This window comes from Stenotrophomonas aracearum (assembly GCF_031834615.1).
In the GTDB taxonomy this organism is placed as follows: Bacteria; Pseudomonadota; Gammaproteobacteria; order Xanthomonadales; family Xanthomonadaceae; genus Stenotrophomonas; species Stenotrophomonas aracearum.
The window spans coordinates 3547708-3573174 of record NZ_CP115543.1 but is presented as its reverse complement, the minus strand read 5'-3'; the positions used below and the strand labels follow the sequence as shown (position 1 = coordinate 3573174).

Here is a 25467-nt window from a genome sequence, read left to right as displayed (position 1 = left end):
GGTCCCGTGTGGATTCGCCCCACGTACGCTGAATACCATGACCACTGTGCTCCTGAGCCTGGGCAGCAACCTGCAGCCGCAACAGCATCTTCACGCCGCGGTGGCCGTGCTGCGCCAGCGTTTCGGCGATATCCGGGTGTCCCCGGCCTACCGCACCGCGGCGGTGGGGTTCGACGGCCCGGCCTTCCTCAACAATGCGGTGGCGCTGGAAACCGACATGCCGCTGGAGGCGCTGGACACCTGGCTGCATGCGGTGGAAGACGCGCACGGGCGCGACCGCAGCGGGCCGCGTTTCAGCGACCGGACCCTGGACATCGACGTGGTGTTCTACGGCGACCTGATCGTGGAAGGCCCCGGCCACCTGCGCATTCCGCGTCCCGAGCTGAAGCACGCCTTCGTGCTCAAGCCGCTGGCGGACATCGCGCCGGACTTCGTGGACCCGGTCAGCGGGCTGACCCTGGCCGCGTTGTGGAAGGCGCACAAGCAATTCGGCGATCTCTTCGAAGTCGTAGAACTGTAGTGCCGGCCGCCGGCCGGCTCCAGGCGATGCCCGCCATCACGACAACATCCGTCCCCCATCCACCCGCAACGTGTGCCCGGTCACAAACGGGGCGTCGTTGACCAGCCAATACACCGCCTCGGCGATTTCCTCCACCGTCCCGGTACGCCCCAGCGGGGTGCGTGCCAGCAGCGCCTGCTGCGCGTAGTCGTCCTTGCCCTGTTCGGGCCACAGGATCGCTCCCGGCGCCACTGCATTGACCCGTACCTTGGGCGCAAGCTCCAGCGCCAGCGAGCGGGTGACCATTTCCAGTGCGGCCTTGGCGGCGGCATAGACGGGGTGGTCGCGCATCGGCTGGGTGCCGTGCAGGTCGGTGAGGTTGACGATGCAGCCCTGGTGGCGGCGCAGCTGCGGGGCCGCCGCCTGGGCCAGCAGCAGCGGGGCGCGGGCGTTGACCGCGAACAGGTCGTCCCACTGCTCGGCGGTGATCTGGCCGAGCAGGGTGGGGTAGAAGTTGGAGGCATTGTTGATCAGCGCGTCCAGCCGGCCGAACTGGGCCACGGTCTGTTCGACCAGGTCGGGCAGGGCCTCGGCGTCGCGCAGGTCGGCCTGCAGGGCCAGCACGCTGCCCGGGCGCAGCATATCCAGGTCGAAGGCCATCTGCTGCAGCTCGGCGGTGGAGGTGTTGGCGTGCAGCACCACCGACCAGCCACAGGAATGGAACTGGCGGGCAATCGCGGCGCCGATCCGGCGCGCGCTGCCGGTGATCAGCACGACGGGTGTGGTGGCGGTCATCGGGGCTCCTTGCAGCTCGGCTATGCTGTGCATTGTCACCGCAATCGCCTGCACCATGCATTCTTCCCTGCCCACGCCCGATACCGACGCCCTGGCCCACAGCGACGAACTGGCCGCCGCCCTGCGCGCGGAGATCCTCGCCAACGGCGGTGCGATGCCGTTTGCCCGGTTCATGGAGCTGAGCCTGTATGCGCCCGGCTACGGCTATTACAGCGCCGGGTCCAGCAAGTTCGGCGAGGCCGGCGACTTCACCACCGCGCCGGAAATGGGCCCGCTGTTCACCGCGACCTTGGCCAACGCGATCGCCCCGGTCATGCAGCAGCTCGGGCCGGAAGCGCGATTCCTGGAGCTGGGCGGCGGCAGCGGCGCATTCGCCGAGATCCTGCTCAAGCGCATGCTGGAACTGGACGCGCTGCCCGAGCGTTACGCGATCCTGGAACCGAGTGCGGACCTGCGCGAACGCCAGCGCGAGCGCCTGGAACGGACGCTGGTACCGCCCCTGTTTGCCCTGGTGGAATGGCTGGACGGCCCGTTCGACGACGACTGGGACGGGGTGGTGTTCGCCAACGAAGTGATCGACGCCCTGCCCACGCCACGCTTCCTGGCGCGCGACGGCATGGTGTATGAGGAAACCGTGGAGCTGGATGCCGACGGCGCGTTCATGCGCGGCGCGCAGCCGGCCGACGCGATGCTGACCGCGGCGGTACGGCACCTGGAGCGTTACCGCGAAAAGCCCTTTGCCGACGGCTACCGTTCCGAACTGCTGCCGCACCTGCCGTACTGGATCCAGGCCGTGGCCGGCGGGCTCAAGCGTGGTGCGATGCTGTTCGTCGACTACGGCTACCCGCGCAACGAGTTCTACAACGACGATCGCGACGACGGCACCGTGCGCGCGTTCTACCGCCACCACGTGCACAACGACGTGTTCCTGTGGCCGGGCCTGCAGGACCTGACCGCCTCTGTGGACTTCACCGCGCTGGCCGAAGCCGGCACCCATGCGGGGTTCGAGCTGGCCGGGTACTGCACGCAGTCCAGCTTCCTGCTCGGCAACGGCCTGGACGCGCTGTTGTCGCTGGCCGAAGGCCGTGCCGACGAGGTCGGCAAGCTGCGCCTGCGAGACCAGGTCAAGAAGCTCACCCTGCCCAGCGAAATGGGCGAGCGCTTCCAGGTGATGGGATTCCAGCGCGATGTGGATTTCGAACCGGCATTCGCGCTGGGCGACCTGACCTGGCGCCTCTGAGATGCCGGCCACCGGGATGTTGAAGCCGCTGCGCTTTCCGCGCCTGTGGCTGGGGCTGTGGTGGCTGGTGATCGTGACCACGATCGTGGTCTGCCTGATCCCGCCGCCGCCGCTGGCGTTGCCGCCCAACAGCGACAAGGTCGAGCATTTCCTCGCGTATTTCCTGTTGGCCTCGGCGGCGGTACAGATCTACCGCACGCGCACGGCGCTGCTGTGCGCCGGCGCCGGGTTGGTGCTGCTGGGCGTCGGCATTGAATTCCTGCAGGGCGCGCTGACCACCAATCGCATGGCCGACCCGATGGATGCGCTGGCCAACACGACCGGCGTGATCGCTGGCATGGCGGTGGTTTTCACCCCGCTGCGGGATCTGTTGATCCGCCTGAAGGGGTAGTGCCGGCCGCCGGCCGGCTCCAGGTGAAACCTGCTACCCCGAGGCGCCGGCCAGCGGCCGGCACTACGGATCAGCGCGGGACCAGGGTCAATTCGTCCAGCACCCACATCGTCGGGCGCGTGTCGCCGGTGAAACGTACGCACAGGTCCTGGCGGCCCTTCAGCGAACGCGGCAACTTCGCTTCCAGCGTGATGAAGCCATCCGCACCCGGCTTGGCCGGCAGCGGCACGCTGGCCAGCGGCTTGCCGTCGCACTGCGCGTTGAGGATGTCCATCTCGCCATGCGCGCTGCGTGCCTTCACGAAGCGACGCTGCGGCTCGTCGTGGGCCAGCTGGAAGTAGTACGGAATCTGCCCGGCGCGCACGCGCACGCTGGCGATGCCGTCCACGTCTGCCTTCTCCCACAGCCAGCACGGGTTGAAGATGTTGACGTTGAAGATCGCACGCTCGCCTTCCAGCGGGCCGTCGTCTTCCAGCCGCAGCAGCAACTTGCCTTCGCCCGGGCACATCGCCAGGTGCTCGTCGTTGCGGGTCAGCAGCGACCGTGCGGTGATGTCGAAACGGCTCGCCGCCTTCGCCAGCGCCTGGCCGTTGAAGAAGGTCGCCGCCTGCACGCCCACCGGCAGCGGCTGGGTCAGCGGCGCGGTGTAGCGCGGCGACTGCGCGGTCACTGCACTGCCGTCCACGCTGTAGCGGATCTCGTAGTTGAGCGGATTGCGCAGCGCCAGCGTGGCGGTGCCGGCCTTGCGGTCATCGCTGACGTCGGCTTCCACTTCGAACGGCGTCTGCGCGTACGCGATCCCCATCGCCTGCCAGCGCTGCAGCTGCGACGGCAGCCGGGCCAGGAAGTCGGCGAAGTCGCGGCGGTCGCGCGGCGTCCAGCCGGTTTCAGCTACGGCGGCAAGGCGCGGGAACACGTTGTGGTGCAGCCGCGCGACGCTGCGGGTGTGCTCGGTGAACATGTTGGCCTGCAGGCCCAGGATGTGCTGTTCCTTGTCCCTGGCCAGCGCGTCGGGCACCGGTTCGAAGCCGTACACGCGGCCCAGCGGGGTGGTCAGCGGGCGGCCCGGCGGCTCGTTCTCCGAGTTGGTCTGCAGGTAGTCCATGTACATGTCGGTCACCGGCGACATCACCACGTCGTGGCCTTCGCTGGCGGCCTTCAGGCCGCCTTCGGTGCCGCGCCAGGACATCACCGTGGCCTCCGGCGGCAGGCCGCCTTCAAGGATTTCGTCCCAGCCGATCAGGCGGCGGTCGTGCTGCTCCAGGAACTTCTCCAGGCGCTTGATCAGGTGCGCCTGCATTTCATTCTCGGTGCCCGCGCCGACCTCGCGCATGCGTTCCTGCACGCGCGCGTTGGCTTCCCACTGATCCTTCACTGCCTCGTCGCCGCCGACATGCACGTACTTGGCCGGGAACAGTTCGATGACCTCTTCGAGCACGTTTTCCAGGAACTCGAAGGTGCTTTCCTCGGTGTTGAACAGGTTCGGGAACACGCCCCATTCGCTCAGCGGCTGCAGCGGCGTGTCGATGGTGCCGAGTTCGGGGTAGGCGGCAATCGCGGCGGTTGCGTGGCCCGGAACGTCGATTTCCGGAATCACCTGGATGTGGCGCGCGGCCGCATAGGCGATCACTTCACGGATCTGGTCCTGGGTATAGAACCCGCAGTAGGGGCGCGGTGCGCCGGTGACCGGGTCGCGGCCGCCATCGCCGGCCGGAATGCGGCAGCTGCCGACGCCGGTCAGCTTCGGGTAGCGCTTGATCTCCATGCGCCAGCCCTGGTCGTCGGTGAGATGCCAGTGGAAGGTGTTGAGCTTCTGTTCGGCCATCGCGTCGAGCACGCGCTTGATCTCGTCCAGGCTCTGGAAGTGGCGGGCCGAGTCCAGCATCAGGCCGCGCCAGCTGAAGCGCGGCGCGTCGTCGATCTTCAGCGCCGGCACCACGCCGTTGCTGCCGCCGGTAAGCAGCTGCGAAAGGGTGGCCGCGCCGTAGAACAGGCCAGCTTCGGTCGCGGCCTGCACGGTCACGCCGCGCGCATCGCTGCGCAGCTGGTAACCCTCCGCACCGGTCTTGAGGGTGGCATCCAGCACGAAGCGGATGCCATCGGTGCCGCGCGCGCTGGCCACGGCCAGAGCCGGGCCGCCGCTGTGCTGCAGCTGGGTCGCGAACAGGCCGGCCACGCGCTGCGCGGCCGCACCCTGCGCACGCAGCGCGGTGGTGGAGGTAACGGTATAGCCCGCGCCTTCGAGGCGTTGCAGCTGGGCGGGGGCGGGAATCAGGGGCAGCGAGCCGGGCAGGGCACGCGGACCGTCCGGGGCCTGGGCGTCGGTGGCCTGGGCCAGCGGCGCCAGGGAGAGTGCCAGTGCGAACGAAAGCAGCGACAGCGAGGTACGACGGGTGCGGGTCTGCATCGGGTCATTCCTTTGGTGCGGTGTGAAAAAAACGGGCCCGGATGTCCGGGCCCGTTCGGGTGTGGCGCGGTGCAGCCGGGCAGAGCCCGGCTCTACGGGTACATTAATACTTGAAGCGGAAGTTCAAGTAGTACTGACGACCGTTGGAGTAGAACGAGGTCGGGATCGACGCGCTCTGGTAGTACTTGTAGGTCGGGTTGTTGAGGTTCAGGCCGTCCAGGGTGATGCTCATCCACTTGGTCGGCGAGTAGCTCAGCGAGGCCGACAGCGTGCCGAAATCATCCTGGTAGTACGGGTTGGCACCGGACAGGCTGATCAGGAACGAGGAGCGGCGGGTGTAGCTGACGCGCGCACCGAAGGTGTCGTTCTCGAAGAAGGCGCCCACGTTGTAGGTGTTCTTCGAGGTGCCCAGCAGGTTGTGGCTGCCGTCGGCCCAGGTGTGCGCCGAGCTTCCGTTGGCGTAGGTGTAGTTGGCGTTGATGCCGAAGTTCTCGCCGATCGGCTGCTCGTACGCCACTTCCACGCCGGTGACCTTGCCGTCGGCATTGATCGGGGTGGACACCGCGTAGGTTTCAAGCTGGTTGGTCAACTCGCTGAAGAGCTGCTTGTTGACCACGTCGAAGGCAATGTAGTCCTTCATGTCCATGTGGTAAGCGCCGACCGACAGCAGGCCACGCGGCATGAAGTACCACTCCAGGTTGGCGTCCAGGTTGGTCGACAGGGTCGGCTTCAGGTTCGGGTTGCCGCCGCCACCGGTGCGGTTCAGGTCCGAGCCCCACGCCGAGGCGCCCAGTGCCGAGTAGTCCGGCAGGGTCTGGGTCTGCGACGCGGCGACGCGCAGCACCAGGCTGTCGTCCAGGTCGAACTTGATGTTGGCGCTCGGCAGCACGCGGCTGTGCTTGTTCTGGAACGCCTGGCGCTGCCACATGCCGAACAGGCTGCTGACGTCGGCGCGGGCCGGGTCGCTCACCGCCAGGAAGGTGTCGATGTCCTGCTTGATGTCGACGTAACGCAGGCCGACGTTGCCGCTCCACCAGTCACCGGTGAAGTTGGCCTGCACGTAGCCGGCGAAGTTTTTCTCCTTCACCTTCCACTCGGCGCCGTAGTTGTGGCGACCATCCGGACCGTCGTTGTTGTACAGCCAGGTGGAGTTGTTGGTGATCGCGGTCTGCAGTGCGTCCGGGGTGTAGTACCACAGGTCGCGCGGGAAGTTGCCGCCAATGCCACTGGCGAAGTTGCTCGGGTACTGGCCGGTGGCACTGCCCTGCAGCGCCGACCAGATGTCGCCGGGCGAAGCGCCTTCCGGCGACAGCGCTTCACGCTCGTGGTCGGCAAAGCGCAGGCCGAAGTCCACCGAGCTCAGCGCGCCGGCCGAGAAGTACTGGCTGAAGTCCAGCGTGGCCCAGTCTTCCTTGTCTTCGGCGGTCACTTCCTGGTTGCCCCAGGTGCCGCCCCAGGTTGCGCCGGCCGGGCTGAGGTCGCCGCCCACGTTCCAGTCCACCGGCGAACCTGCACCGTGGGTGGTCCAGCTGGCGCCGCCACCGATGGCCGAGTTCAGTTCGGCAATGAACTGGCGCGGGGTGGAGCCTTCACCCTTGGTGGTGCCGGCCTGGAATTTCGCGTTGAGGTTGTCGTTGATCTGCCAATCCGCGTCAAAGGTGACGTAGTTGGTCTTCGCGGTGGCTTCGCGGTAGATCATGTCGTAGACCGCATACGGCCGGCCGGCGACACCGGCGTAGGTCGCATTGGTCAGCACACCGTCGTTGACGGTGTAGCCCGGATTCGGCGCCTGCAGCTTGGCGAAGCTGCTGCCCCACATCATGTAGTTGCGGTTGTAGTTGTTCGCTTCGAGCTCGGAGCTGAAGCCGCTCAGCTGCAGGCTGAGGCTGTCCATCGGCTTGAACTCGATGGTCAGCAGGCCGCCCTTGCGGGTGCGGGTCTGTTCGAACAGGGTGGAACCCAGCAGGCCCGGCACGCTCACGCCGATCAGGTCCGGGTTGGTCGCGGCGACCGGATCGTTGGCGCCGATCTTGAAGAAGCCGCCCGGAATTTCCTGCGCTTCACGGCGCAGCTCACGCTTCTGGTAGAAGGCCTGCAGCAACACGCCGAAGTTGTTGGCGTCATTCTTGTAGTTGAACAGCGCCGAGTACTGCGGATCGGTGGAGTCGGCCTGGTCCGAGCGCACCGCGCCTACCGAGGCTTCCGCGCTGAACTGCTTGGAGAACTGCAGCGGGGTGCGGGTGATGATGTTGACGGTACCGGTGGTGCCGCCGTCCTGCAGCTTGGCCTGCGAAGACTTGTTCACTTCCACCGAACTGACCAGCTCGGACGGCAGCAGCGAGTAGCTGACGCTGCGGCCCACGTTGTTGCCCTGGCTGAGCACGAACCAGTCGGCCGAACCGACGGTGTGACCGTCGATCAGCGTCTGGGTCAGGCTCGGCGAGGTGCCGCGCAGGCTGACGCGGTCGGCTTCGTCGAAGCCGCCTTCGTCGGCGCTGGCGGAGCTGATGTTCACGCCCGGCAGGCGCTGCAGGGTGTCGGCCACGTTGTGCGCCGGCAGCTTGCCGACGTCTTCGGCGGTGACCACTTCCAGGCGCGCATTGGCTTCACGCTTGGTGTCGAGCGACTTCTCCATCGAGCCGCGGATACCGGTGACGGTCACGGTGTCCAGGTCGGTGGCGGTGGGCTGGGCTTCCTGCGCGTGGGCGCCGAACGCGATACAGCTGAAAATGGCTGCCGAAAGCAGGCTGATACGGTGGTTCATGATGTCTCTCCTCATCAATCGTGTGTGCGCCAGCGACGGCGTTCGGTTAGAGATGCGTACAACCTTGCCCAGCGACCGTTGCCGGTGCGCGACTTACTTCTGGAACTGATTCAAGCGTCCGTGCGGCCGAGGTACCAGCTGGCGGCGCCGATGACGCCCAGTTGCCCGTGCTCGACCACCTTCACGGGAATACGTTCCAGCGCCTCGCGCATCGGCCCCTTGTTGAGGTACCGGGTGACGAAGGTGCTGTTCAACAGGAATTCGCGGATCTGCGGCAGGATCCCGCCGGCCAGGTACACGCCGCCGTGGGCGCCGTACTGCAGGGCCATGTCGCCGATGGTGCTGCCGAGCAGGCCGCAGAAAACTTCCAGGCTCTGGCGCGCCAGCACGTCCTGGTTGCTGACGGCGGCAGCGGTGATCGCATCGGGGGTGGCCAGCACCGCCGGCTGCCCTTCGATCGCGCAGAGCGCGCGGTACAGATTCATCAGGCCAGGGCCGGACAGCGCGTGCTCGACCGAGACGTGCGCGTGCTCGCGCTGCATCTGGCGGACGATGGCCATTTCCAGTTCGGTGCTGACCGCCAGGGTCGGCTGGCCCGCTTCGGTGGCCAGCACCACCGCACCGTGCGCGGTGGGAATCCACAGGGCGGCGCCGAGCCCGGTGCCGGGGCCGACCACCAGGGTCGGGCCGCGCGGCGCCGTGGCCGGACCGGTCAGCTGCAGTACGCCGCTGGCGTCGACCTGGGCGGCGGCGTAGGCCACCGCTTCGAAGTCGTTGACGATGTACACCGCTTCCAGGCCCAGGTCGCGCTCGATCTGCCGGGCCGACAGCGGCCACGGCACGTTGGCGGTGATCACGGTGCCGTCTTCGCGGGCGTAGCCGGCCGTGGCCACCACGCAGTGCGCGGGGCGCTCGCCGTCGGCGATGAAGGCCGACAGGATCGCGCTCAGGCCGGGGTAGTCGGCATTGCGGAACTTGCGGTACTCCAGCAGCTCCACCGGGTGGGCCGGGTCGGCGCTGGCCTGCACGCGGGCCACGCGGACGTGCGTGCCACCCACGTCGGCAGCCAGGAACGGCGGCATCGCGGGGCTGGCATGGGCCGGTAAGGCGTGGGCGGCTGCGGTCACTCGGACTCCCCTGGGATGCGTACGGCCGGGTCTGGCACCCGGCGATTGAGCGGAGTCTGTAATCGTTCTGACAACGATGTCAACGATAACCTCACACTTTCGATGCTGCGCCGCAGCGACCTGCGTCACAAGAAAACGTTTTCATGCCAATGTCGTAAAGATTTCGCAAAGCGGCTGCAACCAAAGGCGCCGTAAAGGCGGGGCGGGCGGTTGCCGGGTATTTGCGCAGGTGCAGCATGGGGTTTTCGAGCGCTGCCGCCGAAACCAGTTGTTGACAAAGACCGGTGGCCCATCGAATAAATGTGACAACGTTGTTCCCAGCCACTCTTCCGACGCCGCCTGCGTGCCGTCGATGCAGGAGCCTTCCCGATGTCTGCAGTGCCTGCTGCTTCCGCGCGTTCGAGCGTGGCCACCTCGATCCTGATCATCGGGGTGCTGTTCTTCCTGATCGGCTTCTTCACCTGGCTCAACGGCCCGCTGATCACCTTCGTCAAACTGGCCTTCGAGCTGGACGAGGTCGGCGCCTTCCTGGTGCTGATGGTGTTCTACCTGTCGTACTTCTTCCTGGCGCTGCCGGCCTCGTGGATCCTCAAGCGCACCGGCATGAAGAAGGGCCTGAGCCTGAGCCTGCTGGTGATGGCCGCGGGTGCGGTGGTGTTCGCCCACTTCGCGCAGCAGCGCTGGTACCCGGGCGCGCTCAGCGGCCTGTTCATCATCGGCAGCGGCCTGGCCCTGCTGCAGACGGCGGTGAACCCGTACATCAGCATCCTCGGCCCGATCGAAACCGCTGCCCGCCGCATCGCGCTGATGGGCATCTGCAACAAGATCGCCGGCATGATCGCCCCGTTCCTGATCGGCACCCTGGTGCTGCATGGCATCGGCGACCTGTCCGACCAGGTGGCCGCCGCCGACCCGGTGACCCGCAACGCACTGCTGGACACCTTCGCGGCCAAGATCCAGATGCCGTACATGGCCATGGCCGGGCTGCTGGTGGTGCTCGCGGTGGGCGTGCTGTTCTCGCCGCTGCCGGAAATCAAGACCGCCGAAGCCAACGCCACCCCGGCGCGCGCGCCCGGCGTGGCCGAACGCACCAGCATCTTCCAGTTCCCGCACCTGTGGCTGGGCGTGCTGTGCCTGTTCGTATACGTGGGCGTGGAAGTGATGGCCGGTGACGCAATCGGGACCTACGGCCACGGCTTCGGCCTGCCGCTGGACCAGACCAAGCTGTTCACCTCGATCACCCTGTTCGCCATGCTGGTCGGCTACCTGGCCGGCCTGGCGCTGATCCCGCACGTGGTCTCGCAGTCGCGCTACCTGAGCATCTCGGCCAGCCTGGGTGTGCTGTTCTGCATCGGCGCGCTGTTCACCCATGGCTATGTGTCGGTGGGCTTCGTGGCCGCGCTGGGCTTCGCCAATGCGATGATGTGGCCGGCGATCTTCCCGCTGGCCATCCGCGGCCTGGGCCGCTTCACCGAAACCGGTTCGGCGTTGCTGGTGATGGCCATCGCCGGTGGCGCGATCATCCCGCAGGCGTTCGCGGTGCTGAAGCAGCATTTCGACTTCCAGTTCGTGTTCGCCGCACTGATGGTGCCGTGCTACCTGTACATCCTGTTCTACTCGCTGCGCGGCTACCGGATCGGCCTGCCCCGCGACGGGCAGTGATCGGCGATGATGGACGCCCAACCGGTGAGCCAGGAAAAGAGCATGCGTAGAGCGACCATCAAGGATGTCGCCGAGCGGGCCAAGGTGTCGTTGAAGACCGTTTCGCGGGTCATCAACAACGAACCGTCGGTGATGCAGGCTACGCGCGCGCGCGTACTGCGCGCCATCGCCGAGCTGGACTACGAGCCCGACCCCGCTGCACGCAACCTGCGTACCGGGACCACCCTGGTGATCGGGCTGGTCTACGACAACCCGAACCCGTACCACATCATCGGCGTGCAGAACGGCGTGCTCGCCGCGTGCCGCGAAACCGGCTTCGGGCTGCAGATCCATCCCTGCGATTCCAGCTCGCCGATGCTCGCCGAAGAACTGGCTGACTGGGTGCAGCGTTCGCGCCTGGCCGGGCTGGTGCTGACCGCACCGATGTCCGAGCGCCGCGACCTGGTCGCCGCGCTCACCGCACGCGGGATCAAGCTGGTAAGGATCATCGCCGCCACCGCCGATCCGCAGGACGGCGCCTGTGTGTTCGTGGACGACCGCGAGGCTGCGTACGAGATCACCGAACACCTGATCCAGCTCGGCCACCAGCGTATCGGCTTCCTGTGGGGCGGTTCCTCGCACCGTTCCAGCGGCGAGCGCCACGCCGGCTACGAAGCGGCGCTGCGCGACTACGGCATTCCGCACGACAAGCACCTGGTGGTGCAGGGCGACTACACCTTCGACGACGGCTTCCGCGGCGCGCGACGCCTGCTGGCGCTGCGCGAACCGCCCACCGCCATCTTCGGCTCCAACGACGAAATCGCGGCCGGCGTGCTGGCCGCGGCGAAGTCGGCCGGCATGAACGTGCCCTATGACCTCTCCATCGCCGGCTTCGAGGACAGCCCGTTCTCGCGCCAGTCCTGGCCGCCGCTGACCACTGCCAAGCAGGCCACCGAAGACATCGCCCGGCATGCCGCGCGCCTGCTGATCGCGCAGCTGCGCAGCGACGCCTACGACGACGCGCCGCTGCAGCTGCAGAACCAGGGCTTCGTGCCGCAGCTGATCGTGCGCGGTTCCACCGCTCCGATGCGGCCGCTGGCCGCGCGTCCCCCCACCCCCGAAACCACCTGAGTCCCGCATGTCCCTGCCAGCCCCGCACGACACCCTGATGTTCCGCGAAGCCGCCGAAGCGGCCGACGTGATCGCTGCGCAGTTCACGCGCAACGAAGCGACGGTGCAGACGCTGGCCGCGACCCTGCGCGCGGCGCCGCCGCCGTTCGTGGTGACCTGCGCGCGCGGCAGCTCGGACCACGCTGCAACCTACGCCAAGTACCTGCTGGAGACGAAGCTTGGCCTGGTGACCGCGTCGGCCTCGCCGTCGGTAGGCTCGGTGTACGAAGCGCCGCTGCAGCTGCGCGGGGCGCTGTACATCGTCATCTCGCAGTCCGGCAAGAGCCCGGACCTGCTGCGCAATGCCGAAGCCGCGCGTGCGGCCGGTGCGCGCGTGGTGGCACTGGTCAACGTGGAAGATTCGCCGCTGGCGCAGCTGGCTGAAACGGTGATTCCGCTCGGCGCGGGCGCCGAACGCAGCGTGGCGGCGACCAAGAGCTACTTGGCCTCGCTGTCGGCGATCCTGCAGCTGGTGGCGTACTGGAGCCAGGACGCCGGCCTGGTCGCCTCGCTGAAGACCCTGCCCGACGCACTGCGCCAGGCGTGGAACAGCGACTGGTCGGCCCTGACCGACGGCCTGGTGCCGGCGCACAACCTGTTCGTGGTCGGCCGCGGCCTGGGCTTGGGCGCCGCGCAGGAAGCCGCATTGAAGTTCAAGGAAACCTGCGGCCTGCACGCCGAGGCCTACAGCTCGGCCGAGGTCAAGCACGGCCCGATGGCGCTGGTCGGGCCGGGCTTCCCGGTACTGGCCTTCGCGCAGCCGGACGAAACCGGCGCCGGCACCCGCGCGGTGGCCGCCGAGTTCGCCGCGCGCGCCGCACAGGTGTGGCTGGCCGCGCCGGACGGCGACCTGCCGCTGCCGCAGGCACCGCACCCGGCCTGCGCGCCGCTGCTGACCGTGCAGGCGTTCTACCGCGCGATCAACGCGCTGGCGCTGCGTCGCGGCCACAACCCGGACCTGCCGCCGCATCTGAACAAGGTTACGGAGACCGTCTGATGAAGACTGTCCTGCGCAATGCGCGGATCCTGACCGCTGACGGCTTCCGCGACGATCTCGCGGTGGTGATCGAAGCGGGAAAGATCAGCGCGCTGGTGTCCGATGCCGCCCCGCAGCTGGGCAGTGCGGCCGAACAGGTGGACCTCGGCGGCGGCTGGCTGCTGCCGGGCTTCATCGATGCGCAGGTCAACGGCGGCGGCGGCGTGCTGTTCAACAATACGCCGGACGTGGACAGCCTGCGCACGCTCGCGGCGGCGCACCGCCGCTTCGGCACCACCGCGCTGCTGCCGACCCTGATCAGCGACGACGTGCAGGTGATGCGCACCGCGATCGACGCCACCCGCACCGCGATCGAACAGGGCGTACCCGGTGTGATCGGCATCCACCTGGAAGGACCGTACATTGCGCCGGGGCGCAAGGGTACCCACGACGCCAGCAAGTTCCGCGTGCCCGATGCCGACGAGATCGCGATGGCGGCCTCGCTCGACAACGGCGTGACCCTGCTGACCCTGGCGCCCGAACGGGTGCCGCTGGACAGCATCCGCGCGCTGGTCGAGCGCGGCGTGATCGTCGCCGCCGGGCATACCGCGGCAACGTATGAAGAGGCGCGCGCCGGGCTGGACGCCGGCATCCGCGGCTTCACCCACCTGTACAACGCGATGTCGCCGCTGACCGGGCGCGAACCCGGCGCGGTCGGCGCGGCGCTGGAAGACCGCGACAGCTGGATCGGCATCATCGCCGACGGCGTGCACGTGCATCCCGGCAGCCTGCGCGTGGCGCTGGCGGCCAAGCCCGCGGGCAAGGTCATGCTGGTCACCGACGCGATGTCGCCGGTGGGCGCCGACAGCCCCAGTTTCGAGCTGTATGGCGAAGTGATCACCGTGGTGGATGGCGTGGTCCGCAACGCGGCCGGGGCGCTCGCCGGGTCGGCGCTGGACATGGTCACCGCCGTGCGCAACGCGGTGAACCTGCTCGGCCTGCCGCTGGACGAAGCTGCGCGCATGGCCTCGCGCTACCCGGCCCAGTTCCTCAACGTGGACGACCGCCTGGGCGAGATCGCCGAAGGCTACCAGGCCGACCTGGTGCTGCTCGACGACGCGTTGCAGGTCCGTGCGACCTGGATCGCCGGCCAGCGCGAGGACGCATGAACACAACCGCATCGGTGCGCATGGGCTCCATCGATGCCCTGCGCGGACTGACCGTGGCTGCGATGCTGCTGGTCAACAACCCGGGCGACTGGGGCCACGTGTATGCGCCACTGCTGCATGCGGACTGGCACGGGTTCACCCCCACCGACCTGATCTTCCCGCTGTTCCTGTTCATTGCCGGCGTTTCGATGGCCTGGAGCCTGGTGCCGCGTGCGGTGGACCCGCTGCTGCGCCCGGCGCTGGGACGCACGCTGCTGCAGCGTGCGCTGCGCATCCTGCTCGCCGGTGCGCTGCTGCACGTGCTGGCGTGGTGGCTGTTCGACCTGCCGGCGTACCGGGTGTGGGGCGTGCTGCAGCGGATCGCGCTGTGCGTGGCGGCGGTGGGCCTGCTGGCCATCCATGCGCGTGCACGCACGCACTGGCTGGTGCTGGGTGCGCTGCTGCTGGGCTACACCGCGTTGCTGCTCGGTGCCGACACGCTGGCGCCGTGGCACAACCCGGTGAGCCGCGTGGACACCGCGCTGTTCGCGCCGTTCCTGTACAAGTACGACGCGATCACCAGACTTGGCCATGACCCCGAAGGCCTGCTCAGCAGTGCCGGCGCGATCGCGACCACGCTGCTGGGACTGATCGCCGGCAGCTGGCTGCGTGCAGGGCGGCGCGGCGCGCTCGCCGGCCTGGCGCTGGTTGGACTGGGCGCTGGACTGCTGCTGGCGGCGGTACTGCCGTTCAACAAGAACCTGTGGACGCCCAGCTACGTGCTGTGGACCGGCGGGCTGTCGATCCTGGCGCTGCTGTTGGCGCATCAGCTCATCGACCACTGGCACTGGCCGGCGATCGGGCGCCGTTTCGGCGTCAACGCGATCGCCGCGTATCTCGGTTCGTCGGTCATGGCGCTGGTGCTGATCGCCAGCGGTGCCTGGGCGGCATGCTTCGCCGGACTGCTCTCGCTGATGCCCGCGGCGCCGAAGCTCGCGTCGCTGTCGTGCGCGCTGGGATTCGTCGCGTTCTGGTGGTGCGTGGTGTGGCTGCTTGATCGACGCCGCGTGTATTTCAAGATCTGACCCGCCTGTTTTTTGACGTGGCCATCACGCGAGTGGACAGACAGTAGCGTCAGCCGGCCCTGCGGGGGGAACCATAGGTCCGTTGCAATACCCCATTTCATTCGTTGAAAGGAAGGGTGTATGCAACCCCATGCCTCCCTGCCTGCCCGCAACGGGCTGGCCTCTGCTGTTTCGTGCTGCCTCGCCGCTGTGTTGTTGACCGCGTCCGCCCCGGCGTGGGCGGCCTGCGACACCACCACGCCCACCGCCGGCCAGACCGTGACCTGTTCCACGGCCGCGCCCAATCCACAGACCACGGCGGTCGCCAGCGTCTCCGGCTCGGCCGGAATCACCATCAACGTGCAGGCCAACGGGCAGTTGGTGGTGCCCACCGGCGCGGCGATCGCGCTGGATGGCGGCGGCGGGCACCGCATCGACAACCGCGGCACGATCACCGGCACCGCCGGTGCCGCCATCCTCAGCAATACCGCCACCACGGTCGTCAACCGTGGCGTCATCAGTGGCGGCACCAGCGGCATCATCTTCGGCCTCGGTGCCGACCGGCTCGAAATGCTCGCGGGCAGCATCACCGGCGGCGTGCTGCAGGGCGCGGGCACCGACAGCGTGGTGATCAGCGACGGCACCCTCGACCGCATCGACCAGGGCGAAGGCGAGGACAGCCTTGAAATCAGCGCAGGCACGGTGACCGGCACCATAGATCAAAGCCGCGACCCGGATACCTTCGTGATGACCGGCGGCACCGTCGGCGCGCTGGTACAGGGCGATGGCTTCGACCAATTCCGCATGACAGCCGGGCACATCATCGGCGGTTTCGACGACGGCGATTCGGCCGAGATGACCGGCGGCCGCATCGGCCGGGTCAACATGAAGCTGGACGACAACATCTTCCTGATGTCCGGTGGCAGCATCGACGCCAACCTGGTCACCGGCCTGGGCAAGGACCGGGTCGAACTCTCCGGTGGCGACATCGGCGGCAACATCAGCGTCAGCGGCGGCGACGACATCGTCAGGATCAGCGGCGGCTCGGTGGGCGGCAGCATCCTGCTCAGCGTCGGCAACGACCGTTTCGAATGGACCGGGGGCGGCGTGCTGCGCGGGCCGGTGGACTTCGGCGAGGGCAACGACACCGCCACCCTGACCAACCTCACCCCGACCCAGATGAGTGCGCTGCCGCTGTTCGACGCCGGGTCGGGTACCGACAAACTGGACATGCTCAACGTCAAGACCGGCGGCGTGGCACGTTTCGCCAACTGGGAGCAGGTCAATGCCACGCGCGGTACCGAGCTGACCATGGACGGTACGTTGGCGCTGGGCGACAGCGCCAGCGGCACCGGCGCACTGGTGATCGACAGCGCCAGTGCGCTGCTGGCCGGTGGCGGCGGCGGTCGCGTAGCGGCGTTCACTGCCGGCCAGCTGGCCAATGTGGGCAATGCCGGTCGCATCGACCTGGGCAACGGCAGCAGCGCGCCGGGCGACACCTTCACCATTGCCGGCAACTACGTGGGCAATGGCGGAACGTTGGCACTGCAGACCGTGCTGGGCAACGATGCCTCCGCTTCGGACAAGCTGGTGATCGCCGGCGGCAGTGCCACCGGCAATACGATCATGCGTGTCACCAATGTCGGTGGCGGCGGTGCCAGCACCGTGGCCGACGGGATCATGGTCGTGCAGGCCACCAACGGCGGGAGTACTGCTGCAGGCGCGTTCTCGCTGGCCGGCAGCCTGTCGGCAGGTGCGTTTGAGTACTTCCTGTTCAAGGGCGGCGTGAGCGCAGGCACCAGCGACAACTGGTACCTGCGCTCCACCATCGTGCCCGGCCCGGTGCCGGCACCGGTGGTGGTCGTTCCCGATCCGCCCCCGCCGCCACCGCCGGTGGTGGGCGTGCCGCCGGAGCCCCCGCCGCCGCCGATTCCGGTGCCGGTGCCGAGCCCGCTGCAGGTGCCGCCCACGCCGCAGGCGCGTCCGCCGCAGATGGCGGTGGTACCGATCTACCGCGTGGAAACGCCGACCTATGCGGTGATCCCGCCACTGCTGCGCGAGGCCAGCATGGCCAGCCTGGGTACCTTCCACGAGCGCCAGGGCGAACAGCGGCTGCTGCGCGGCGACGGCATCTTCCGTTCGGTATGGGGTCGCATGATCGGGCAGAGCCACGAGCAGAACTGGGCCGGCGATGCGCAGCCCGGTTTCAATGGCCACTTCGTCGGCGTGCAGGCCGGCGGCGACCTGTTTGCGAGCGACGGCGACGTGCGCAACCAGGTCGGGCTCTTCGTCGGGCAGACCCGCGCCAAGGGCAATGTCACCGGCTTCGCGCTGGGCTGGGAGAATGTCGATGTCGGCCGCTCGCGGCTGGACGACAAGCACGTGGGCCTGTCCTACACGCGGGTCGGCAGCGCCAACGGCTACCTCGATGCGGTGCTGATGCGCAGCCGCTACGACGGCGACAGCGTGTCCAGCCGCGGCATCGGCGTGGACATGAAGGGCGACGGCACCACCGCCTCGCTGGAAGTGGGCAAGCCGCTGCTGCACTTCGGCAGTTCGGCTTGGTGGCTCGAACCGCAGGCCCAGGTGATCTGGCAGAAGACCCGGATCGACGACACCCGCGATGCGCTGTCGGTGCTGCGGGTGGACAACGACGATGCCTGGACCGCGCGGATCGGACTGCGCCTGGCCGGCGACTACATGCTGGTCGACAACGGCTGGCAACCCTACTTCAAGCTCAACTACTGGCGTGCCTTCAGTGGCGAGGACCGGATCGACATCGGCGGCGATCCGCTGCTGAGCGAGCAGAGCTATCGCGCGCTGGAAGTCGGGGTCGGCGTGGTCGCGCGCTACAACGCCAACATCAGCGCGTTCGCGGTGGCCGATTACACCCGCGACCTGGACAGCCACCGGTTGAAGGAACGGAAGGTGATCGAAGGCAACATCGGACTGCGCGTCGACTTCTGACCCCCGCCGCTGGCAGGGCTGGGTGTTGCTATTGGTGTACGCTTTCCGGATGCGAACCAAGCCCAATGCCCAGCCCAACCAGAGCCTGATCGACGGAATCGCCACCCTGCAGGCGCTGGCCTCATCGCCCGAACCGGTGGGCTGCCGGGAGCTGGCCCGGCAGCTGGATGCCAACCCGACCCGGGTCAACCGGCTGCTCAAGACCCTGGCTTACCTCGGCATCGCGCGGCAGACCGCCGACCGCAAATACACCGCCGGGCCGGGCATGCATGTGCTGGCCGCGCAGAGCCTGTTCGCCTCCGGGTTGATCCGGCGCGCGCTGCCGGTGCTGGAACACCTGCGCCGGTTCGGCCACACCGTGGCACTGGGGGTGCTGTGGAACGACAGCGTCAGTTACCTGTTCCATGCGCCGCCCGGGATCGAGGCGGCGCGCGGGCTGGGCCGCATCGGCCTGCTGCCCGCCACCACCAGCGGAATCGGCATCGTGCTGCTGGCGCAGCTGTCCGACGAGGAAGTGCGCGAGCTGTATGAAGACCGCCCGATCCCGATGTTCCCGGACGGCATCGAACAGCTGCTGGCGACCCTGGCCCAGACCCGCGCGCAGGGCCATGCCCGGGTGCACGTGGCCGACGAACGCGACCACCACATCGTGGCGATCGCGATGGGCGACCCGGTGCATGCCGGCATCGCCATGTCCGGCTGGATCCCCGAATCGGCCACCGCCGAACTGGTCGCCGCACTGCGCGCGGCCGCTGCGGAGATCGGCTGAGATCTTTGCCGCAGTGCGGTTTGACATGTTGCTACAATAGCAATACGTTGCAGCCTTCCGAAGGGGAGGCATCGGCGATGTCCAAGCGTGCAGCGGCGTGAGCAGGTCGGGGAACACCAAGTGGGTGCTGTTGTCGCTGCTGTTCGTGTCCACGGTGATCAATTACCTGGACCGGCAGGCGCTGTCGATCCTGGCCACCACGATCCAGGCCGACCTGGGCATGACCGACCTCGAGTACGCACGCGTGGTACAGGTGTTCCTGTTCGCGTATGCAGCCGCGTACGTGATGGCCGGCAGGGTTACCGACTGGCTGGGCGCACGGGTGGCGCTGCTGCTGTTCGTCGGCTGGTGGTCGCTGGCCAATATCGCCACCGGCTTCGTGCGCAGCGCGGTGGAGCTGGGGGCAGCACGCTTCGCGCTCGGGCTGGGTGAGCCAGGCAATTACACGGTGGGCACCAAGGTGGTGTCCGAGCAGTTTCCGGCAAAGCAGCGCGGACTGGCACTGGGCCTGTATACCGCCGGCGCGATGATCGGCGCGACCCTGGCACCGCCGTTGATCGGCGGCATCGCGCTGCACTACGGCTGGCGCAGCGCGTTCTGGATCACCGGCGTGGCCGGGTTGCTGTGGATGATTGCGTGGTGGTGGTTCTACCCGCGTCCGGGGCGGCAGGGCGCCGTTGCGCCTGCGCCCGCCACGACGGCCGCGACCACTGTGGAGGCGGTCGCCACGCCTGCGATTGAAACACCGGTAGCCGCAGCGCCGGCCTCCTCGATGAAAGGCGTGTGGGGTCGACTGGCACGCGACCGTACCGTGTGGGCGCTGGTCGCCTCGCGGGCGGTGGCCGACCCGGTCTGGTACTTCTACCTGTTCTGGTTCCCGAAATACCTGGGCGACGCGCGTGGCATGGGCCTGGCCGCGATCGCGTCGCTGGCGTGGATCGTGTACATCGCCGCCGACATCGGCAGCGTGGGCGGCGGGATGATCTCCGGCCGCCTGGTCAAGCGCGGCATGAACCCGGTACGCGCGCGATTGACCACCATGGTCGGCGCCGCGTGCCTGGCGCCCGTGGGCCTGCTGGTGGCCTTCCATCCGCCGATCCCGCTGCTGCTCGGCCTGGCCTGCCTGGTCACGTTCGCGCACCTGACCTACCAGATCAACCTCACCGCGATGACGGTGGACCTGTTCCCGTCGCGCTACATCGCCTCGGTGGCCGGGCTGGTCGGTTGCGGCAGCGCGCTGGGCGGCATGGTCTCGGCGCAGGTGGTGGGCCACCTGGTGGCCGACGGCAATTTCGACCGTGCCTTCGTGTTGATGGCCTTCCTGCACCCCATCGCGGTCACGCTCGCATGGACCGCGCTGAAGATGGCGCGCCGTTCGAAGATGACGTTGATCGGTCCGGATGCCGAGGCGGTAGCGGCCGGTTGAGTCGGGATGGATGTTGGGCCGGGCATTGCCCGGCCCGTCGCACGCTCAGGCCACGAACTCGGCGTGGTCCCAGAACGTCGCGTTGGGCTGCGCGCCCAGGCCGTGCCCACTCGGCAACGTATACCCCTCGCGTGCATACGCCATGTCGGTGTCGAGCATCTCCACCGAACGCGAGAAGATCGAGTGCTGCCACTCGTGCCGCCACAGGTCGTCGATCACCGCCGATGCATGCAGGCTGGCGGCCATGAAAATGCCGCCGCCGATGGTGGCGTGCGGCGCCACCGGCACACCGTGTTCGGCCGCCATGCGCGCGATGCGCAGGAACTGGGTGATGCCGGTGTGGCCCATCTCTGGCTGCACGTAGGCGAGGGTCCCACCGGCCAGGCGCAGCTGGGCGATGTAGTCGGTCGCCCACTCTTCACCTGCCGCCACCGGAATCGGGCTGTCCCCGCCCAGTGCGATCAACCCCGCCACGTCTTCGGGCTTCAGCGGCGCTTCGATGAAGGTCAATCGTGCCGGCAGCAGCTGCGTTGCCAACGCCAGCGCGTGCGCGTGATCGAACTTCCAGTGCAGGTCCACCATCAGCTGTACGTCATCGCCCAGCGCGCTACGCAGTGCCAGCATCTCCTCTACGATGCCGTCGTGGCTGACCACAGCATGTACCTTGAACGCGTCATGGCCCTGCGCGACGAAGGTGCGCGCCATCGCCACTTTCTCTTCCACCGTCGATGCAGGAAGACCCGACACGTAGCCGGGAATGGTGTCGCGCCGACGCTCGCCCAGCAGCGCCCACAGCGGCTTCCCGGCCGCGCGGGCGCGCAGGTCCCACAACGCGATGTCCAGCGCGGCCAGCGCATCGGTATGGAAGCCACTTCCGCAGCCTCGCACCCGCATCAGTCCATACAGGTTATCCCAGATCTGTTCGACGTCTTCCGGTTCGCGCCCCACCAGTTCGGGCGCGAGCAGGTCGTTGATGATTTCGCAGGTCGCGCGCGGTGCGCAGATGCCATACGTCTCGCCCCAGCCCACCGCGCCGTCGGCGGTGGTCACGCGCACCAGGACCGAACGGTCCACGGTGGGGTAGAGCGTGCCGTTGCCACGGCGCACCAGGTAACCGCGCGCGTTGATCCGTTCGCCGGCGCCCAGTGGCCCCAGGTAGGGCGTGCTGCGCGGCACGGTAAGGATGAAGGTTTCAACCTGGGTGACATGGCTCACGCGGGGGTTCTCCGGACCTGCCCGGGGACGGCGTCCAACGGCAGCAGGTCGCTGATGCGATCCAGCAGGATATCCAGTTCGCGGGCATCGAAGCGGTCCAGCGCCGGGCCCGGTGCGCGCACGTGGTCGCTGCCGATCAGGCCGCGGCGCAGCAGGATCGCCTTGGTCAGGCGCCAGCGGAACACCGCCTGCATGCTCAGCAGCGGCAGGGTGCGTTCGAACAGGGTGCGTGCGCGCGCATGGTCGCCCGCTGCCCATGCCGCCAGCATCGCCACGTGCACTTCGGTGATCTCGCAGGCGGGCATGGTGCCGACCGCACCACGCGCCAGTTCGTCCAGGACATAACGCGCACCGGCGCCACCGAACACCGCGCGCACGCTGCTGCCAGCGCGTTCGGACAGCGCGGTGATGCGATGCCCGGACGGCATCGTTTCTTCCTTCACGTATTCGATCGCGGGGACCTGCGCGGTCAACGCGACCACCGCGTCCACGCCCAGCCCGACCCCCATCGGCGCCGGTGCGTTCTGCAGCATCACCGGCACGCCCGATTCGCTGGCCAGCCGGGAGAAGAACCCGGCCATGCCCTCGGCGTCGCCGGCCAGTGCGTGCGGGGTCAGCACCATCGCGGCGCTGGCGCCGGCGTCGCCACCGGCGCGGGCCAGCTGCACCGCGTCTTCCAGGGTGCGCGCGCTGGCGCCGACGATGAAGGGCACGCGGCCGCGGTTCCAGCGCCCGATGCAGGCGGTGAGGTGCAGACGCTCGTCCAGCGCGAGCATGTCGTACTCGCTGGCCAGTCCCGGGAACACCACCCCGGCCGCACCTGCGGCCAGGATGTACTCGAACACCGCTTCGGTCCCGGCTTCATCGATGCCGCCCTGGGCGTCGAAGATGGTGGGAAGGATCGGGAAGACACCTTGCAGAACGGCCATTGCGCCGGGTCCTTGTTGGATTGCGTGTGCCATGGATAGCAACACTATGAAAGGGAAGTGGCCGCAGACGCCACAGGAGTGATTGATTCTTCGCTGCATTGCAGCGTGCGCGGCCAAATCATATTGCTATATTAGCTACACGCTGCCAAGCCGCAGCGCAGCAGTAACGACGAAAAAGCTGGATCCAGCAGACAGGTCGGGGACCTGGTGCTGGATCCCTACCTTGGGAGAGGGCCGATCCATGCTTCGTTTTCGACGTTCCACCCTGTTCACCGCTCTGGGCACCTGCCTGCTCGCGCCGATGCTGGCCGCCGCACAGGACCCGGCGTCGCCGCCCGCCACCACCGCTGCCGGGGAGCAGCAGGCGCAGACCCTCGACGCGGTCAGCGTCGTAGGCATCCGCGGCAGCCTGGAAGCCTCGCGCGACCTCAAACGCGACTCGGCGCAGATCGTCGACGCGATCGTCGCCGATGACATCGGCAAGCTGCCGGACACCAACGTGGCCGAGTCGCTGGCCCGCGTGGCCGGCGTGCAGCTCGAGCGCGGGATGGGCGAGGGCAGCGACATCCTGGTACGCGGCCTGCGCGAAAACGTGCTGCTGTACAACGGCCGCCAGATCGTCGACGCCACCGGGCGTGGCGGCAACGGCCTGGACCAGCTGGCCACCTCCACTTACGGCCTGCTGTCGCTGGTGCCTTCCGAGCTGATCTCGCGGCTGGAAGTGACCAAGCTGGCCGGCGCCGACCAGCTGTCCGGCGGCCTGGGCGGCATCGTCGACATCCACACCCGGCAGCCGCTGTCCGGCGACAGCGAGCAGAACGTCGTGAGCCTGGCCGGCACCTACGACGAGATGGCCGATTCCTGGGGCCACAACGCCTTCGGCCTGCTCTCGCGGCGCAACGAGGACCGCACCTTCGGCGCGCTGCTGTCGGCTACCTACGGCCGCCGCAACGTGGTGCAGCAGGGCCTGGACACGTTCTCCGGCTATGCGCGCTTCACCGACCCGGTCGACCGCACCACCCAGCGTTTCGGCAGTACCGACATGCGCGCGCAGAACATCGACGACGACCGCACCAAGGTGGGTGTCAGCGCAGTGCTGCAGTGGCGCCCGGCCGACGGCGTGGAGCTGTCCTGGGATACGTTCTACTCGCGGCAGGAGGCCGAGCGCGACCGTTACTGGATCGCGTTCAATCCGTCTGCGGGCCTGACCAACGCGGTCTACTCCGACCACGACATCCTGCTGGCCGGGCGTTCCACCGGCACCGTGCTGCTCAACACCGAAGTGGCCGACATCGACTCGGACGTGCTGTCCAGCGCACTGCGCGCCAGCTTCCGGGTCGGCGATCGCCTGGACGGCTCGGCCGAGCTCGACTGGGGCCGATCCACCGCCAGCTACAACCAGCGCTACATGCGCCTGGCGCCGATGGCAGCGCTGACCTCGGTCACCGACTTCGACCTGCGCAGCGGCAGCTTCGGCAGCTTCAACGTCAGCGGGGTCAACGTGGTCGATCCTTCGCAGTGGCGCATGACGATCATGTTCGACAACGACTGGCGCGCCCAGACCGACTCGCGCGCGCTGCGCACCGACTGGAGCCTGGCCTTCGGCGACGGCGCGCTGCGCTCGCTGGACTTCGGCGCCCGCTTCAGCCGCCTGGAAAGCCTGCAGGACCCACGTCGCGCCGACATCCGTCCGGCCGGTGGCATCCCGGTCTCGCAGATGGGCCCGTATATCCGCGTCTACAGCAACAACGACTTCCTGCCGGGCGAATTTAACGGACTGCCGCGCGACTACCTGGGCGCGTTCCGCAGCACCTTCGGCGGCTGCGATAGCTTCACCACGCTGCCGCAGATCTCGCAGAACGCGCAGTGCCTGGACCCGGGCAGCACCGCCCTGGCGTACTCGGCCACCTTCAGCGTCGACGAGGATTTCCTCGAGGCCTACGCCAAGCTCAACTGGGATACCGAAGTCTCGGGCATGGCGCTGGGCGGCAACGTCGGCGTGCGCTTCGTCGGGCGCGACATGACCTCGCGCGGCAACCTGATCAGCGGCACCGGCGTGCTGACCCCCTCCAGTTTCGACCGGGACGATCGTGAAGTGCTGCCCTCGGCCGTGGCCAAGCTGCAGATCAGCGACAGCCTGGTGCTGCGTGGCGGCGCCGCCAAGGTGGTGGCCTTCCCGAACACCGAAGACCTCAACAACGGCGTGACCCTCAACAACAACGCGGTGTTCGACGCCAACGGCGTGCAGACCTCGCCGGGTACCGGCAGCGGCGGCGCGCCCGACCTGGACCCGTTCAAGGCGACCCAGTACGACCTGTCGCTGGAGTGGTACTACGGTGGCCAGGGGCTGCTTTCGGCCGGCCTGTTCTACAAGGACATCTCCACCTTCATCGTGCAGCGGCAGAGCGCGGAGACCTACAGCAACGTCAACTACCTGGTGCTGCGCAAGATCAATGGCGACCAGGCCAAGGTGAAGGGCGCGGAGCTGCTGGCGCAGGTGCCCTTCAGCGGCATGTTCGACGGCTTCGGCGTGGTCGCGACCTACACCTGGATCGACTCGGAGACCCCGATCACCGACATCAACGGCAACGCGATGACCTTCCCGGGCCTGTCGAAGAACAATGCCAACCTGATCGGCTACTACGAGAACGGCCCGTTCGGCATCCGCCTGGCCTACAACTGGCGCGATGAGTACCTGGTCGGGCTGTCGGCCGCGTCCACCGGCATCTACAACGACACCTACAAGGACCTGTCTGCGTCGATGAGCTACGATTTCAGCGAGCGCCTGTCGCTGAAGCTGGAAGGCAACAACCTGCTCGACAGCGAACAGCGCACCTTCGACGGGTATCCCGAAGGCCTGCGTACCAACGTGGTGTTCGGCCGGTCCTACAAGGCCAGCCTGACCTACCGGTTCTGAGCATGGGTTCTCTGGAAAGGAA

General features: G+C 67.9%; 19 protein-coding genes. 12 read left to right on the top strand and 7 right to left on the bottom strand.

Annotated elements, in window-relative coordinates:
* Positions 1-37 precede the first annotated feature (37 nt).
* Positions 38-520 (top strand): 2-amino-4-hydroxy-6-hydroxymethyldihydropteridine diphosphokinase, encoded by a 483-nt coding sequence (gene folK, locus PDM28_RS16090; protein ID WP_311182828.1) that lies wholly within the window; start codon positions 38-40, stop codon positions 518-520.
* 36 nt (positions 521-556) lie between these two features.
* On the opposite strand, the gene PDM28_RS16085 is transcribed toward folK, so the two are convergent.
* Positions 557-1294, bottom strand: coding sequence for a pteridine reductase (locus PDM28_RS16085; RefSeq protein ID WP_311182827.1), 738 nt, complete (start codon positions 1292-1294; stop codon positions 557-559).
* Between the two features lie 55 nt (positions 1295-1349).
* On the opposite strand from PDM28_RS16085, the gene PDM28_RS16080 reads away from it, so the two are divergent.
* Both PDM28_RS16080 and PDM28_RS16075 read left to right on the top strand, forming a co-directional pair.
* On the top strand, positions 1350-2534 hold the full coding sequence (locus PDM28_RS16080; RefSeq protein ID WP_311182826.1) for a class I SAM-dependent methyltransferase: 1185 nt from the start codon (positions 1350-1352) through the stop codon (positions 2532-2534).
* Positions 2535-2550: 16 nt separating this feature from the next.
* Complete coding sequence (locus tag PDM28_RS16075; RefSeq protein WP_311182825.1) at positions 2551-2925, top strand: VanZ family protein; 375 nt, start codon at positions 2551-2553, stop codon at positions 2923-2925.
* A gap of 70 nt (positions 2926-2995) precedes the next feature.
* Here PDM28_RS16075 and PDM28_RS16070 read toward each other — a convergent pair whose 3' ends face one another.
* The 4 genes from PDM28_RS16070 to PDM28_RS16055 form a co-directional block, all read right to left on the bottom strand.
* Positions 2996-5332 carry a beta-N-acetylhexosaminidase gene (locus PDM28_RS16070; RefSeq protein WP_311182824.1) on the bottom strand — a complete coding sequence of 779 codons (2337 nt, stop codon included), beginning with the start codon at positions 5330-5332 and terminating at the stop codon, positions 2996-2998.
* A 103-nt stretch (positions 5333-5435) separates the two neighbouring features.
* A complete protein-coding gene (locus PDM28_RS16065) occupies positions 5436-8096 on the bottom strand; it encodes a TonB-dependent receptor (RefSeq protein ID WP_311182823.1) in 2661 nt (886 codons plus the stop codon).
* A gap of 110 nt (positions 8097-8206) precedes the next feature.
* On the bottom strand, positions 8207-9178 hold the full coding sequence (locus tag PDM28_RS16060; protein WP_311184714.1) for a glucokinase family protein: 972 nt from the start codon (positions 9176-9178) through the stop codon (positions 8207-8209).
* A gap of 136 nt (positions 9179-9314) precedes the next feature.
* The gene (locus PDM28_RS16055) at positions 9315-9461 is read right to left on the bottom strand and encodes a hypothetical protein (RefSeq protein ID WP_311182822.1); all 147 of its coding nucleotides are present in this window, start codon (positions 9459-9461) and stop codon (positions 9315-9317) included.
* Between the two features lie 131 nt (positions 9462-9592).
* On the opposite strand from PDM28_RS16055, the gene PDM28_RS16050 reads away from it, so the two are divergent.
* The 8 genes from PDM28_RS16050 to PDM28_RS16015 all read left to right on the top strand — a co-directional run bounded on the left by PDM28_RS16050 (position 9593) and on the right by PDM28_RS16015 (position 20384).
* Positions 9593-10885 (top strand): sugar MFS transporter, encoded by a 1293-nt coding sequence (locus tag PDM28_RS16050; RefSeq protein WP_102945048.1) that lies wholly within the window; start codon positions 9593-9595, stop codon positions 10883-10885.
* Between the two features lie 42 nt (positions 10886-10927).
* Positions 10928-11995 carry a LacI family DNA-binding transcriptional regulator gene (locus PDM28_RS16045; RefSeq protein ID WP_102945433.1) on the top strand — a complete coding sequence of 356 codons (1068 nt, stop codon included), beginning with the start codon at positions 10928-10930 and terminating at the stop codon, positions 11993-11995.
* A 7-nt stretch (positions 11996-12002) separates the two neighbouring features.
* Entirely contained in the window at positions 12003-13031 is a 1029-nt protein-coding gene (locus tag PDM28_RS16040; protein ID WP_311182821.1) for an SIS domain-containing protein, read from the top strand.
* Positions 13031-14179: an N-acetylglucosamine-6-phosphate deacetylase gene (gene nagA / locus PDM28_RS16035; protein WP_311182820.1), complete on the top strand. Its 1149-nt coding sequence runs from the start codon at positions 13031-13033 to the stop codon at positions 14177-14179. Before PDM28_RS16040 ends, nagA begins: the two co-directional genes overlap by 1 nt.
* Positions 14176-15243: an acyltransferase family protein gene (locus PDM28_RS16030; RefSeq protein ID WP_311182819.1), complete on the top strand. Its 1068-nt coding sequence runs from the start codon at positions 14176-14178 to the stop codon at positions 15241-15243. The genes nagA and PDM28_RS16030 overlap by 4 nt, the downstream gene beginning before the upstream one ends.
* Before the next feature lie 120 nt (positions 15244-15363).
* Positions 15364-18189 (top strand): autotransporter family protein, encoded by a 2826-nt coding sequence (locus tag PDM28_RS16025; protein WP_311182818.1) that lies wholly within the window; start codon positions 15364-15366, stop codon positions 18187-18189.
* Positions 18190-18238: 49 nt separating this feature from the next.
* Positions 18239-18958, top strand: coding sequence for an IclR family transcriptional regulator (locus PDM28_RS16020; protein WP_102945053.1), 720 nt, complete (start codon positions 18239-18241; stop codon positions 18956-18958).
* Between the two features lie 97 nt (positions 18959-19055).
* Positions 19056-20384: an MFS transporter gene (locus tag PDM28_RS16015; protein ID WP_311182817.1), complete on the top strand. Its 1329-nt coding sequence runs from the start codon at positions 19056-19058 to the stop codon at positions 20382-20384.
* Positions 20385-20429: 45 nt separating this feature from the next.
* Here PDM28_RS16015 and PDM28_RS16010 read toward each other — a convergent pair whose 3' ends face one another.
* Positions 20430-21599 carry a mandelate racemase/muconate lactonizing enzyme family protein gene (locus PDM28_RS16010; RefSeq protein WP_311182816.1) on the bottom strand — a complete coding sequence of 390 codons (1170 nt, stop codon included), beginning with the start codon at positions 21597-21599 and terminating at the stop codon, positions 20430-20432.
* On the bottom strand, positions 21596-22528 hold the full coding sequence (locus tag PDM28_RS16005; RefSeq protein ID WP_311182815.1) for a dihydrodipicolinate synthase family protein: 933 nt from the start codon (positions 22526-22528) through the stop codon (positions 21596-21598). The genes PDM28_RS16010 and PDM28_RS16005 overlap by 4 nt, the downstream gene beginning before the upstream one ends.
* Positions 22529-22769: 241 nt before the next feature.
* On the opposite strand from PDM28_RS16005, the gene PDM28_RS16000 reads away from it, so the two are divergent.
* Positions 22770-25445, top strand: coding sequence for a TonB-dependent receptor (locus PDM28_RS16000; RefSeq protein ID WP_311182814.1), 2676 nt, complete (start codon positions 22770-22772; stop codon positions 25443-25445).
* Positions 25446-25467 lie beyond the last annotated feature (22 nt).

Bases quoted from the DNA above. Each gene is read 5' to 3' on its own strand.
- folK (WP_311182828.1), top strand. From the start codon at position 38: ATGACCACTGTGCTCCTGAGCCTGGGCAGCAACCTGCAGCCGCAACAG.
- PDM28_RS16085 (WP_311182827.1), bottom strand. From the start codon at position 1,294: ATGACCGCCACCACACCCGTCGTGCTGATCACCGGCAGCGCGCGCCGG.
- PDM28_RS16080 (WP_311182826.1), top strand. From the start codon at position 1,350: ATGCATTCTTCCCTGCCCACGCCCGATACCGACGCCCTGGCCCACAGC.
- PDM28_RS16075 (WP_311182825.1), top strand. From the start codon at position 2,551: ATGTTGAAGCCGCTGCGCTTTCCGCGCCTGTGGCTGGGGCTGTGGTGG.
- PDM28_RS16070 (WP_311182824.1), bottom strand. From the start codon at position 5,332: ATGCAGACCCGCACCCGTCGTACCTCGCTGTCGCTGCTTTCGTTCGCA.
- PDM28_RS16065 (WP_311182823.1), bottom strand. From the start codon at position 8,096: ATGAACCACCGTATCAGCCTGCTTTCGGCAGCCATTTTCAGCTGTATC.
- PDM28_RS16060 (WP_311184714.1), bottom strand. From the start codon at position 9,178: ATGCCGCCGTTCCTGGCTGCCGACGTGGGTGGCACGCACGTCCGCGTG.
- PDM28_RS16055 (WP_311182822.1), bottom strand. From the start codon at position 9,461: ATGCTGCACCTGCGCAAATACCCGGCAACCGCCCGCCCCGCCTTTACG.
- PDM28_RS16050 (WP_102945048.1), top strand. From the start codon at position 9,593: ATGTCTGCAGTGCCTGCTGCTTCCGCGCGTTCGAGCGTGGCCACCTCG.
- PDM28_RS16045 (WP_102945433.1), top strand. From the start codon at position 10,928: ATGCGTAGAGCGACCATCAAGGATGTCGCCGAGCGGGCCAAGGTGTCG.
- PDM28_RS16040 (WP_311182821.1), top strand. From the start codon at position 12,003: ATGTCCCTGCCAGCCCCGCACGACACCCTGATGTTCCGCGAAGCCGCC.
- nagA (WP_311182820.1), top strand. From the start codon at position 13,031: ATGAAGACTGTCCTGCGCAATGCGCGGATCCTGACCGCTGACGGCTTC.
- PDM28_RS16030 (WP_311182819.1), top strand. From the start codon at position 14,176: ATGAACACAACCGCATCGGTGCGCATGGGCTCCATCGATGCCCTGCGC.
- PDM28_RS16025 (WP_311182818.1), top strand. From the start codon at position 15,364: ATGCAACCCCATGCCTCCCTGCCTGCCCGCAACGGGCTGGCCTCTGCT.
- PDM28_RS16020 (WP_102945053.1), top strand. From the start codon at position 18,239: ATGCGAACCAAGCCCAATGCCCAGCCCAACCAGAGCCTGATCGACGGA.
- PDM28_RS16005 (WP_311182815.1), bottom strand. From the start codon at position 22,528: ATGGCCGTTCTGCAAGGTGTCTTCCCGATCCTTCCCACCATCTTCGAC.
- PDM28_RS16000 (WP_311182814.1), top strand. From the start codon at position 22,770: ATGCTTCGTTTTCGACGTTCCACCCTGTTCACCGCTCTGGGCACCTGC.